The organism is Pseudomonas kermanshahensis, assembly GCF_014269205.2.
Classification (GTDB): Bacteria; Pseudomonadota; Gammaproteobacteria; order Pseudomonadales; family Pseudomonadaceae; genus Aquipseudomonas; species Aquipseudomonas kermanshahensis.
The window spans coordinates 2,971,686-2,983,904 of sequence record NZ_JABWRY020000001.1 but is presented as its reverse complement, the minus strand read 5'-3'; the positions used below and the strand labels follow the sequence as shown (position 1 = coordinate 2,983,904).

The following is a 12,219-nucleotide window of genomic DNA, read 5'->3' as shown; positions in this document are numbered from 1 at the left end:
GCTTTGGCCCCGGCCTCACAGGACCTAATCCATGAATAACACGCTGCACGGTACCGTTACCGTCAAGCTGGGTGATGAAGAGTTCACCCTTACTCCAACCTTGAAAGCTGTGCGGGCGATCGAGAGCCGCTTTGGCGGCCTGCGCGGTGCTTCCCAGGCGATCACCTCGCTCAGCGTCGACGGTTGCGCCGCCATCCTGGTGGCCGGTGCCGGCCTGGACGACAAAGCCGCCAAGGCAGTGCCGGAGCAAGTTTGGCTACACGGCGTTCTTGACGTGTCGACGCAGCTGAATGCCTACCTGGTCGCGCTGTACAACCCGCGCGGTAAAGACGCGGGAAACGAACAAGCCGGGACGGCGTAAGCGTCATCGAGGACGGGAGTTACGTCGACCGGCTCTATTCGATCGCGACTGGCTGGCTTGGTTGGCAGCCTGACGTGGCCTGGCGAACGCCGCTACCCGAGCTATTCATGGCACTTGATGCCAGGCTCGAGTGGTCGCAGATGACCAACCCCTTCGGCAAAGGAAAGGGGCAAGGGGCCAAACCGAAACCCAGCGCCTCAGCTGTGGCCGACAAGCTGCGCCATGCCCTGACAGGAAGACGGGGCAATTAGCATTTTGTTAGTCTTCCCTGTCCAGGTGATAGGGATTGACGAATGCAGAAAATGATAGTGATGCTTCCTGCTTTTTTGTTTCTGGCAGCATGTGGGCAATCGGATGCGAAAAAGGCGGAAAGTGCAGCCGCAATGGCGGAGATAAGAAACCAGCGGGTTGCTAGAGAATTTGTGGGCGGAGTCTTAAAGGATCCCGGCAGCGCTGAGTTTCGTAATCAACGTGGGCTCTGTGGCGAGGTGAATTCTAAGAATTCGTTTGGGGGCTATGTTGGTTTCCGAAGATTCATCGCAGCAAGCAAGGAAATGGTAGTTTTCGAGAACGATGGCCGCATGAATCCGGGAGATTTTGATACGGCCTGGTCAACGCACTGTCGTTAGTTTCCCGTTTTACCACCCGCTTCGGCGGGTTTTTTATTGCCTGGAGAAAAGCATGGCTGACCAACAAGTCCAAGGGATGCTGGTCCAGATTGAGGCAACCACCGCCCAGTTGCGCCGCGAGCTGGCCAATGCTGATCAGTTGGTCGCCCGGTCATCGCAGGCAATTGACCGTAACCTGGCTCACGTCGATTCAGCCTTTGACAGGGCGGGCACCGCCGCGCAGCAAGCAGGCACTCTCATCCGCGGCGCTTTCGCAGCAGTTGCCGGTGCCGGTTTAATCGGCGGAATCATCAAGCAGGTTGATGCTTACGGCCAGATGTCCGACCGAATGAAGGCGGCGGCCGGCAGTTCGAGCGAGTATCAAGCGGTGCAGGAGCACCTGCTTCAAACGGCCCAAGAAACATATCGCCCGATGGCTGAGGCACAAGAGCTGTACATCCGGACTGCGGACGTTATGCGCAGCCTGGGCTTCAACACCCAGCAGACTTTGGACATCACTGACAGCTTCAGCTTTCTGCTGGTGACCAACGCTGCTGCTGCAGACAAAGCCGGTTCTGCTCTTGATGCCTACTCAAAGGCACTACAGACCGGAAAGGTCGACGCGGATGGTTGGATTTCTATCCAGACTGCAATGCCTACCATTGTAGATTCGATTGCTGTTGCGACCGGTAAGAGCGCGGACAAGATCAGAGATCTTGGCATTGAGGGGAAGCTCGCGCTCGATGATATCAATACTGGCCTGCTGAAAACGGTTGAAGCGAACCGCAAAGCTGCCGCAGATATGTCCACTAGCGTCCAAGACGCCCTGATGAACATCAGCAACGCGATTGGCAACTTCTTAGGGAAGATGGAGGAGCAGACCGGTGCTGTTGGCGGCCTATCTAAAGTACTCATTACTCTCGGCGAGAACGTTGATCTGGTGGCTGTCGCAATTGGCGGCGCCGGTGTAGCCGCTCTCACTAACTACGCTGCCAAAACCTACTTGGCAGTGAAAGCAACACTTGCCCAGCGCGCCGCCCAAATACAAAGCGCTGAATCCGCTGTCAGAGCTGCTGAAGCACAGCGGATCTACGCGCAAGCACAGGTGTTACAAGCTGAAGCCTCAGTTGCTGCAGCTACTGGCTTGCAAAGGCTTTCTCTGGTTCAGACCCAGCTAATCCCCAAGCAGGCCGCGCTCAAGTCGTCAACTGACGCCCTTGCAATCGCGCAGGCGAATTTGGCGAGCACGACCATAAGGGGCGGGCTGATGGCGGTCCTTGGCGGGCCAATGGGTCTAGCCATGCTGGTGGGCACTGCAGCGGCAAGTTTCCTCCTGCTTCGCGACAATGCAGATGAAGCGGCTGTCAGCTTGGATGAACTGAAGAAGCCGGTGTCTCAGCTTCGGGAGGAATTCGCTAAGCTTAATCAGGACCAGCGCGCCGCGGCTCTGGTGGATTGGAAGCAGAGGCAGGTTAAGGCTGCTGAAGAGGTCCAAGACGCCTACGGCTCTTTGGCTCAATCAATCCGAAGAGCGAAGGTCACGGCCCCGGCCCGCGACTCTGGGGGAATGTACGGTAAGCAGCTGGCCGAATATCAATCGGTGATTGACCGATTGAATGAAGCGCGGAAGGCAGGTGATGGCCTGTCTCCAATTCTTCAGGAAGTTGGAGATCGGCTGAGAATTCCTGAGGGCACACTGCAGCAATGGATAACCCAGGCGCGAGCCGTGGGCAATGCCGATGAAACTTCCTCTCGGATCGCCGACACGCTTCGCGTACTGACCGGAGCTACAAACGACAACACGGCGTCGACTCAGGCGAATAACGCCGCGAAGTTGGGCATGAGCACTGCCGGTCAGACCTACCTCGATACCTTGCAGAAGCAGTTGGCCGGCCTGCAAGACAACGGCGACATGATCAAAGTGGTCAACCGGTACCTTGCCGAGCACACTGATCTGACCGAAGCGGATCGCCTGGCCGCTCTCTCTTTCGCAAATGCCATCGAGGCGCAGAAGAAAGTAAACGATAGGGCGAGCAAGTCAAAGCGCGATGGCGAGTCCAAATCAGACCAGGCCACGAAAAAGCAGCTGAAAGACTTCGACACGACCGAGGAAGGCTACAAGCGCCAGATCGAGCTGATCAACACCACGGGCGACAAGCAGAAGGATGCCACTGAGGTCGCCAAGCTGTCCTTCGAGCTACAAGAGGGCAAACTCGGCAATCTGTCGAAAGCCCAGCAGAAGCGCCTACTCGAACTGGCGGCTGAGCTCGATGGGCTCAACAAAATCAAGAAGGCCAATGAAGATGCGTTGAAGCTCAGCGCCTTCAAGGCCACGCAGCAGGCAGGAACCAAGACCCAGGCTGATGGATTTGCACAGGAGCTTGAGGGGATTGGCGCGGGAGACAAGGCCCGTGATCGCATGCGCGCTGAACTGGCGCTGCGGCAAAAGTATGTAGCCGACTTGAAGGTGCTCAATGAGCAGGCCAATACCGGGCAGGTAAGCCCGGAACTGGTTGCTGGCGAAACCTTAATCCTCAAGCAGGAACTGGACAAGCAATTAGAAAACCAGAGCAACTACTACGCAGCGGTAGATGAACAGCAATCCAACTGGATGAACGGTGTTCGTGACGCCTGGGCGAACTTTTCCGATGAGGCGCAGAACTACTCAGCTCAAGCAGCAGATGCCACCACCAGCATGCTGGGGAGTGCGCGTGGCGAGCTGAGCACCTTCATGACCGACGTCGCCACCGGCGCCGAGAGTGCAGGCGATGCGCTTGGGAACATGATCAGCGGATTCGCCGAGTCGGTGCTCAACGCTTTGGCCGACATGGCGGCGCAATGGTTGGTGTATCAGGGCGTGCAGATGATCGTGGGCAAAACCACCCAGGCTAGTTCGGCCGGGATGATGGCGGCGAACGCGGAGGCGACAGCGCTGCAGGCCGGTTTGGCTGCATTTGCTTCTACTGCGGCAATTCCAATCGTTGGCCCAGCTCTGGCCCCAGGCGCAATGGCCACCGCGCTCACCATCGCAACGCCTCTGGCATCTGCTGTGGGCATGACGGCCATGGCCGGTGTCGGCTTCATGGATGGTGGCTATACGGGCCACGGCCGCAAGGATGAGGTCGCTGGTCCGGTGCACCGTGGTGAGTATGTGTTTGATGCCGAGGCCACTGCGCGTATCGGCGTTGGCACGCTGGAGGCTATCAGCGACGGCCGTGCTGCCTTCGTTGGCGGCCCAGGCAGTTCTTCGGCGCCCACTGCTGATTCAGTGGCTTCGGGCGGCCCCGCGCCGGCTCAGCCTGCCCCACAGGTCAACCTGTATGAGGATGCCAGTCGCGCAGGGCAGGTTCAGATGTCAACAGGCCCAGATGGCCGCCAGATCATTGATCTGTGCGTGGCCAACATCCGCCAGGGCGGGGCGCTCGCCAAGGCACACGAACAGTACTACGGAGCGAAAAGGATAGGCCGATGACCGCGCTTGCAACGCTGTACGCCTCTGGCGGCAAGGCGTGGATCATTCCGACCCTTGAGCTTCGCTGCCCAGCCTGGCCTGCGCCGATCTACCTCTGTGCCGGCTTCGATGATGTCGTGGCCACGCTCGAAACAGGCGTACAGGTGAAGTTCACTGCGTCTGCCTTCGATGCCGCCTTGCCAAAGCGTGACGACAGCGGCAGCCAGACGCTGACCTTTGCGATCGACAACGTCACCGGCGTAGCTCAGCAACTGATCGACCAGGCGCTGGAGGCCCGGGAGAAGATCACCCTGGTGTTCCGGATATTCCTCTCGTCCGACCTATCCGCGCCCGCAGAGAAACCGTACCGGATGACGGTGCTCAGCGGGTTCATGGAAGGGGCCAGCGTGCAGCTGCAGGCTGGTTACACCGACTACATCAATTTGGCTTGGCCAAGGCGCAAGTACACCTTGAGTTTCGCCCCCTGCCTTAGGTACGTGTGATCTGCCGATGCCTTACGTGAAGGCCTTTTGCTATAGTCGCGGCCTTTCAAGCGGAGTCAAACATGAAAAAAGCGGTAATTGCTGCGTTGATGGGTGCCGTTTTGGCATCTGGCTGTACAGTACGAGTTGCGGACATGACCGTCGCAAGTACTAAAAATTACAACCTGAACTCTTCGAAATTCGTGAAGGGTAAGCGTGTGATTGGCGAGGATAACTATCCCGTGATTCTGTTCCCGCTTGGCTTCCCAAACATCAAGACAGCCATGGACGATGCGATTCAGAAAGACCGGTGCGCTGTCGGCTTGAGCGATGTGGTTATGACCTCGGTAAATCACTCGTTCATTTTCGGCATGATCGGCTACCGAGTTGAGGGTGACCTGATCATCGACCAGAGCCAGCCTGGATGTTCTTCCAAAGCCTAAAGCGGTTAACTGCAAACAAGCCCAGCTTTTTAGCTGGGCTTTTTATTGGGCGCAGAAATGTTCGATAAATACTTGAGCTCAGCCTACGAAGATGGCGGACGCGGCCCTGCTCGCTTCGATTGCTGGGGGCTGGCCAGGGCTGTACGCCATGAGGTTTATGGCCTGCGGCTGCTGCCGAGTTGGGGATATGTTCGAAACACCATGCCGGCGGAGTTCACCCGGGCAGTCAACCACGAAGCCGCCGGCATGGAGCGCTGTGATCCGGAGATGGGCGCAATCGCCTGCGTTTGGCGGGGCGATATCTGCATCCACGTTGCGCTGATCGTTGAGGCAGAAGGCCGCCTGCATGGCCTGGAAATGAAGCCCAGCGGGGCGACCATCAAGCCGCTTCGGCGATTTCAAGACCAGTACCTGAAAGTGAGTTATCACCGTGATCGAATTCTACCCGAGCAAGCTTGAGGGCTCTCCCCTGGAGCGCCACAGAACCGACAAGGTGATGACAATCGAGGGGTGGCTGCAGCGCAATGTGCCAGGGTATGTGCCGCGCTCGTCGCCGCCCATCAGCATAGAGGTAAATGGGGTTTTCATTGCACCTGCCCATTGGGGAAAGGCCGAGTTTTCCCCGATGGACACCGTCCGTATCTACCCGGAGCCCAAGGGCACAGGCCTTGAGGTCGCTGTGTGGGCCGTGGTGGCCGCCGTGGTGGCTGTCGGCGTCATCATGCTCACGCAGAAGCCGCTGGCCACCCCGACGAACAAGTCGCAAAAAGGGCAGAGCCTTAACCTGGCGAAGACCACCGGCAACCAGGTGAAGGTAGGGGACATAATCCGGGAGGTCGCCGGCCGCACAAGAATCTTCCCCGACTACCTGGTGCCGCCTCGGCACTACTTCGTCAACGAGACGGAGCAGTGGGTGGAGATGCTGTTGTGCATTGGCGTCGGTGAGTTCGAGATCAATCCCACCGATGTGAAGATTGGCGATACGTCCATCGCATCGCTTGGCAGCTCCGCGCGGTACCGTATTTATGGTCCAGGCGAATCGCTGTCTGCCGAGCCGGCCCGCCTGTGGTGGCACAACTCTACCGAGGTCGGGTCGACCAGCACCGGCGGGGCAGGGCTCACGCTCACTACCACCATTGCAGTTGCCCAGCAGTTCACCGGGTCTTCTGTGCTGGTGGCTGACAAAGTGCTGACTGTCCCGGAAGGCGCCGGCTGGTTCCCGTTCGGTTGGGAAAGCGGAATGATCGCCCGCATCGAGGTGCCTTACCCGTACACCTTCACCGCCCCAGTTGATGGCAGCGCCACAGTGGTAAGCGGCCCACACATCCCGATGCTTAAGCCTTCCGTGGGTATGCGCATCGAGATTACAGGCGCCAATGCCGGCGAGTATGTTGTTGCCAGCTACACGCCAGCGGTTCCTGGAACGCCAGCAGTACCGGGCAGCGCCTCGATGGTCACCGGCAATGCTGCCCCGTCGCGCTTTAACTTTGACGTGACGCCGCTAAGCTTCACGATTTCCCGCGGTGCGAGCGACTTCCCAGTGTCCTTGACCACCAGTACCGTCAATCTCGCGGGGCTGGTGTCAGCTGTGAATGCGTCCCTGGCCGGCACGCCGTTGGTGGCCAGTGCGGTGGGCGGGCGCTTGAGGGTTGCTGAGCAGGCTTCCCCATTTACCGGGACTGCGCTGACCGTGACTGGCTCGGTGGTGGATATCCTTGGGTCGGCACCGGCGTTTGTGACCGGCGTGAAGACCGAAGCTGCCACGGAAGGCCAGTACGCGCAGATGACCATGGAGTACGACGGTGGCGCGCCGGCGGTCGGCCTCCAGACCGGAGAGCTATTATCCTCCATCGGATTCAGGGGCATGCGGTACCGCATTACGGAGGTTTCAGACGACTCGGTGGAAGATGACGAAGAAACCCCTGAAGACGAGAGCCATGGTCCTTCGGCGATTACCGTTGCCCGGATGACCGACACCGGTGCCATCGATGCGGCCTGGGGCGGTTTCGATGCGCTGCAAACCAATGGCGTGACCGCCGTCCTCGATGGCTCTACCACCGAAGGCGACTGGGCGGGTCCCTTTGTGGTCTGCCCGTACGGTGAAGAGGTGCGCCGGGTCGAGCTGGACTTCTTCTTCCCAAGCGGGTTGATCCGCTACACGGAAAAGAACGGCAACCAGCGCCCAGTCAGCATCAGGGTTGAGGCTCAGTATCGTGATGTCAGCACGGCTGGAGACTGGACGTCTGTGTTTTGGACGTTCACCGCCACTCGCCGTGACCAGATCGCTTTCACCAGAGCCATCACCTTTCCGGCCTATATGCGAGGGGAAATCCAGGTTCGTCGAATCGGCGAGGAGTCGACCGCCAACACCAGGCAGGATCGCGTGCAGTGGTATGGCATGAGGGCTCGCATCGACAAGGCGCCTACCCGCTACCAGGGCGTCACCACCATCGCTGTGTACGCGCGCGGTGGCACCAAGCTGTCAGCTCAGTCCGAGAACCAGGTGTCTGTTATTGGCACGCGGAAGCTTCCGGTGCTGGTGGATGGTGCACGGTCCGAGCCCATTGCTACCCGCGATATTGAGCCGTGGGTTCACTACGTTTCGACGGATGCGGGCGCTACTGATGATGATGTGGATACCGAAGAGTTTTCCCGCTATGACGCCATCTGGCGTGCCCGGGAGGACTTTTTCGACTTCGCAGTCGAGGAGGTAGGCACGGTCAAGGAAACTCTGAATGATGCGCTGAAGGCTGGTTATGCAAAGTTCACGCTGGAGCGCGGCCAAATTACCCCTGTTCGGGATGAGCTGCGCACCCAAATCGGCAAGATGTACACGCCACTGAGCATGACCAGCTCTTTGAAGCGCGCATTCACGCTTCCGGCTCCTGATGATTACGACGGAGTGCTCATCAAGTATCGGGACGGTAAGACCTGGGCTGAAGAAACAGTGAAGTGCAAGCTGAGCAGCGACTCCTTCCTAAGGGTTCAGGAAATCACGCTCGATGGTGTCACTGATCGCGATCGCGCCTGGCGCTACGGTATGCGGCAGCGCCGTGCGCAGGTATACCAGACCAAGAGCTACAGCTGGAGCACAGAGCTATCGGCCCTGAACAGTGGGTATCTCAGCTACGACGCCGTGGCAGACGATATACCTGGTTACGCCCAGTCCGCCGTGATGGTCGCTTTCTCCGAAGGGGAAGGGCCGGTGGTCATCGAGAGCAGCGAACCATTCACCTGGGAAGCCGGAAAAGCCCACGTCCTGGCTGTGCGCAGGCCTGACGGCTCGGTCAGCGGGCCTTGGGCTGCTGCAAGGCTGGACGATTATCGAGTGGTTATTCCAACGATCGACTTCGAGCCTGATCTCTCCCAGGAGATAGAACCGCCGCATCTGCTGTTCGGTGTATCGAACAGGTGGTGCTATCCGGTGATCGTCACTTCTATCGAGCCGGGGGATTACTCGGCCGACATGGAGGCGGTCAACTACGACGCGCGTGTCTACGCGGATGACGACAACTTTGCCCCTGAGGATGCCTGAGGATGCTTTCTGTTCCGGATGGTCTCCCCTTGCCAGTGGGAGATGGCTACGGATTCAAACCCGTGAGCCCGATAGTCAGGACAACGATGTCGAGCGGCCGAGCCATGCAGCGCCGAAGATTCGGCAGCGTGCCCACGATTTTGCCGGTCTCCTGGCTGCTCTCTTCGGCCGAGGCGCAGTTGTTTGAGGGCTGGTGCAAATGGGGCATCGGATGGGCGGACTGGTTTCTCTGCCCGCTTCGAACACCACTGGGGCTGAAGCCCCACCGCGCTAGGTTCACCGACATCTACACGGGGCCCGAGTTTGTTGGTGATGACCTTTGGCGCTACACGGCCACCCTCGAAATTTATGAGTTACCCATTGTTGATGAGGCTGAGTTCGCATCATTGCTGGCCGGCATGCCGATCAAGGTGATGACCGCCCAGCTGCGCGCCTTGCTGGAGCGTTGGTACACACGTTCTTGGCCCGGCGCCTCGGTTACCTAATTCTCTGCCCACTTCGGTGGGCTTTTTTACGCCTGGAGTAAACATGAGCGGAGCCGAAGATCTCGCGCGCTTGACCCAAACGATCGACAAGACAGACGAGCTTCTACTGTCGCCGGAAGTAAAGATGGTGGAGGTGTCGCCCGGCATGTTCCGCCCCTCCCATGCAATGGTGATGGCTAACCTGTCGACCTTGCTGGGTGGTGCGATGCCGTATACGTCCGTTGAAGAGGGACTGGTAGGGACAGTTGATGGCACCAACTTCAGCGTGCTCTCCAGCGCTCAAGATGAGTATGTGAAGGTATACAGGAACGTCGCCGGAGGCGCAGTTTACGTCGATAGCTACCCAAACACTGAAACCACCCGGAGCGCCATTGGACTTGCCAATACTGCACTCAGCCAGATTCCGCCACGCTCATTGGTTGACGGCATGCCATGGGCGGTAGTGGACAAGGATTATCGAGCCATCCTTGGCGTCAAGGAAAACGGAGCAGCTCATGCGCTTCTCGACACTCTGCCGGGCTTGGACCTGCTGGGTGACTACGCCTGGGCAGTGGTCGATTCCCAAGGAGTAGTGCTCCTTGGCATCAAATGGAGCGGGGAGGTTGTTACGTTCGGCCAAAGCACCGGCACCGTGGCTGCTTACGCAGACGGCCCTGTAGGCGGCCAGGATATCTGGGTGCTGGTGGATGGCGCCCCATATCAGGTCACTTCCAGCGGCGACAACTTCTCGCCTCAGGTATCGAGTGGCCGACTGTCCTATGTCAGGCGCAGCGGATCGGTCTCATCGGTGACCGTAGACGTTCCGATTGCGGGGTCGCTGGCGCCCTTCGTGCAGACCCTGCTGCATATCATTGGGTATGGACAGTCATTGGCGATGGGCGACACCAGTGTCGTACAGACCACGCAGCCGCCCACGGCGAATCGGCTGCTGACTATTCAGAGTGGGGTGATGCTAGCGGACCAGGACACCACTCTGACTGATGCGATGGTTGCCCCTTTCAGGCCGCTGATCAGCTCGGTTCGTGAGGTCCCGGTGGTGCAACTGTCTGGGCAGCTCAACCGCCTGCGCGGAATCCCAGCAAACGCTGGCCTGCTTACGAGTGCACACGGGCGCAACGGGCGGAGCATCGCGCAGCTTAGTAAGGGCACGCTGTATTACAACAACCTCCTGACAGCCGTCGCTTCGGCAAAAGCGGAAGCGACCCGGCTTGGTCTCGGATACGAGGTTCCATTCGTTGACTGGATACAGGGCGAGGCCGATCGCAACCTGTCCCAGGCTGCATACCTTAGCGCTTTGCTCCAACTGCAGTCTGACCTCGACACCGACATCCGCGCGGCAGCTGTCCAAGGAAGGACCGTACCCTTGCTGCTCGATCAGATGAGCAACTTCACCAACTACGGGATGGCAAGCAGCTTCGTGCCGCTCGCGCAACTACAGGCAGCGCTGGATTACCCGGAATGCTTCGTCTGCGCTGGCCCAAAGTACTGGGTGCCCAGTAACGTCGACGGCACACACCTCACTGGTGATAGCTATACCCGCATCGGCTGTATGCACATGCGCGCGGCGGAGACGCTGAGCCGCGGCGGGCGCTGGCTGCCCACGCACGCCATGTCGGCCGTCAGGACCGGCAACTTGATCGTTGTTCGGTTCCACACGCCCTCCGGTGCACTGACTGTCGACACTGGCAATGTCAGTGACCCTGGCAACTGGGGCGTGCGCTACGTGGACGATGCAGGAAGCGCGAACGTGACGAAGGTTCGCCTACTTGGCGGGAACTTGCTGGAGATCACCCTGAGCGCGGTACCGACCGGAGCAAACCCCTACATCGGTATTGCTGACGCCGGCATCCCGGGACAGCCACTAGGCCCGACCACCGGCGCTCGCTCCTGTCTGCGCGATAACAGCCAAGACCGAGACGGCCACGGGCGACCTGTCTACAACTGGGCCTGTCACCAGCGCATTGCAGTTCAAGCTGCTTAATACCGATTACCGACTGAAGGAAAAAATCAATGGCTGGTCAACTTATTCGCTTACCAGGAGTTACCGCCGCTGCGGCAGCTGGAGCACCTCGCATCATCATGACCGGGCCGGATGCCGTGGCCACTCAGATTGCTTCGCTCAAGCACGTAGTCAGCGCCAGAAGTATGACCCCGCTGAGCGGTGGCGGTGTTTCAGGGCGGTGCCGCCTCACCGGCCAGCCTCTCACCCCGATGGGTGCCGGAGCCGATCGCTGGCAAATTGTGACCGTGGGTGGGCGCGAAGGGCTTTACTCCGGTCCCGCAGCATCGGGTGGCCAAGGTGTTGCAGCATCGATCGCATTACCGGCAGGCAGCCTGACTCGCTCCTACACGGTCGTCGCAGCATGCTCGCTTGACTCGGCGGATCGCCTTGGCAACTACCTAACGAATTTTATCTTGGGCTTCGACGGCGGCGCGCCTACGCGCCGCGTCTTCCGTGCTTATGGGATGCAATACGCCGTGGTCGATGTGCGCAATAACTTGGTGACGGGCTCTGGTGAGTTCACGTCGGTCTCTGAAGAAATCCCGGCCACAGAGTGGGGCATCTTTGTCGCCGACTACAACCATGAAACCCGGGTCATCTCCCTATCGATGAACGACGCTGACACATTCACCCGGGCCACGGAAACGGTGGCGACACCGACGCCCTCAGCAGCCGCCGTGCTGGAAATTGGTTACCGCAACAGCAACAACAGCTTGCGCAACTCTAAAGTGGGTGACGTGTACACATTTGGTGAATCGCTGCTTTCGACCGAGCTGGGCGCATCACAGCTGAAGGCTTTGGTTGGTGAGTTGAAAACCTACTACAATATTGCTTGATCCAAGCCAGGAAAAA

At 59.1% G+C, this 12,219-nt stretch carries 10 protein-coding genes; all 10 read left to right on the top strand.

Annotation, left to right across the window (positions count from 1 at the left end):
* Positions 1 to 31: 31 nt before the first annotated feature.
* The 10 genes from HU764_RS13495 to HU764_RS13450 all read left to right on the top strand — a co-directional run bounded on the left by HU764_RS13495 (position 32) and on the right by HU764_RS13450 (position 12,203).
* A complete protein-coding gene (locus HU764_RS13495; protein WP_186702634.1) occupies positions 32 to 361 on the top strand; it encodes a hypothetical protein in 330 nt (109 codons plus the stop codon).
* A gap of 293 nt (positions 362 to 654) precedes the next feature.
* A complete protein-coding gene (locus HU764_RS13490) occupies positions 655 to 990 on the top strand; it encodes a hypothetical protein (RefSeq protein WP_186702633.1) in 336 nt (111 codons plus the stop codon).
* A gap of 52 nt (positions 991 to 1,042) precedes the next feature.
* Complete coding sequence (locus HU764_RS13485) at positions 1,043 to 4,441, top strand: phage tail tape measure protein (RefSeq protein ID WP_186702632.1); 3,399 nt, start codon at positions 1,043 to 1,045, stop codon at positions 4,439 to 4,441.
* Entirely contained in the window at positions 4,438 to 4,923 is a 486-nt protein-coding gene (locus tag HU764_RS13480) for a DUF1833 family protein (RefSeq protein WP_186702631.1), read from the top strand. The genes HU764_RS13485 and HU764_RS13480 overlap by 4 nt, the downstream gene beginning before the upstream one ends.
* Before the next feature lie 62 nt (positions 4,924 to 4,985).
* A complete protein-coding gene (locus tag HU764_RS13475) occupies positions 4,986 to 5,345 on the top strand; it encodes a hypothetical protein (RefSeq protein WP_186702630.1) in 360 nt (119 codons plus the stop codon).
* 57 nt (positions 5,346 to 5,402) lie between these two features.
* Entirely contained in the window at positions 5,403 to 5,804 is a 402-nt protein-coding gene (locus tag HU764_RS13470) for a hypothetical protein (protein ID WP_186702629.1), read from the top strand.
* Entirely contained in the window at positions 5,776 to 8,880 is a 3,105-nt protein-coding gene (locus tag HU764_RS13465; protein WP_186702628.1) for a host specificity factor TipJ family phage tail protein, read from the top strand. Before HU764_RS13470 ends, HU764_RS13465 begins: the two co-directional genes overlap by 29 nt.
* Positions 8,881 to 9,008: 128 nt before the next feature.
* Positions 9,009 to 9,365 (top strand): hypothetical protein, encoded by a 357-nt coding sequence (locus HU764_RS13460; protein ID WP_225935648.1) that lies wholly within the window; start codon positions 9,009 to 9,011, stop codon positions 9,363 to 9,365.
* A gap of 43 nt (positions 9,366 to 9,408) precedes the next feature.
* A complete protein-coding gene (locus HU764_RS13455; RefSeq protein ID WP_186702626.1) occupies positions 9,409 to 11,346 on the top strand; it encodes a sialate O-acetylesterase in 1,938 nt (645 codons plus the stop codon).
* A 29-nt stretch (positions 11,347 to 11,375) separates the two neighbouring features.
* Entirely contained in the window at positions 11,376 to 12,203 is an 828-nt protein-coding gene (locus HU764_RS13450) for a hypothetical protein (protein ID WP_186702625.1), read from the top strand.
* Positions 12,204 to 12,219 lie beyond the last annotated feature (16 nt).

What these genes read in the sequence shown, in the direction of transcription:
- HU764_RS13495 (WP_186702634.1), top strand. Translation starts at nt 32, where the DNA reads ATGAATAACACGCTGCACGGTACCGTTACCGTCAAGCTGGGTGATGAA.
- HU764_RS13490 (WP_186702633.1), top strand. Translation starts at nt 655, where the DNA reads ATGCAGAAAATGATAGTGATGCTTCCTGCTTTTTTGTTTCTGGCAGCA.
- HU764_RS13485 (WP_186702632.1), top strand. Translation starts at nt 1,043, where the DNA reads ATGGCTGACCAACAAGTCCAAGGGATGCTGGTCCAGATTGAGGCAACC.
- HU764_RS13480 (WP_186702631.1), top strand. Translation starts at nt 4,438, where the DNA reads ATGACCGCGCTTGCAACGCTGTACGCCTCTGGCGGCAAGGCGTGGATC.
- HU764_RS13475 (WP_186702630.1), top strand. Translation starts at nt 4,986, where the DNA reads ATGAAAAAAGCGGTAATTGCTGCGTTGATGGGTGCCGTTTTGGCATCT.
- HU764_RS13470 (WP_186702629.1), top strand. Translation starts at nt 5,403, where the DNA reads ATGTTCGATAAATACTTGAGCTCAGCCTACGAAGATGGCGGACGCGGC.
- HU764_RS13455 (WP_186702626.1), top strand. Translation starts at nt 9,409, where the DNA reads ATGAGCGGAGCCGAAGATCTCGCGCGCTTGACCCAAACGATCGACAAG.
- HU764_RS13450 (WP_186702625.1), top strand. Translation starts at nt 11,376, where the DNA reads ATGGCTGGTCAACTTATTCGCTTACCAGGAGTTACCGCCGCTGCGGCA.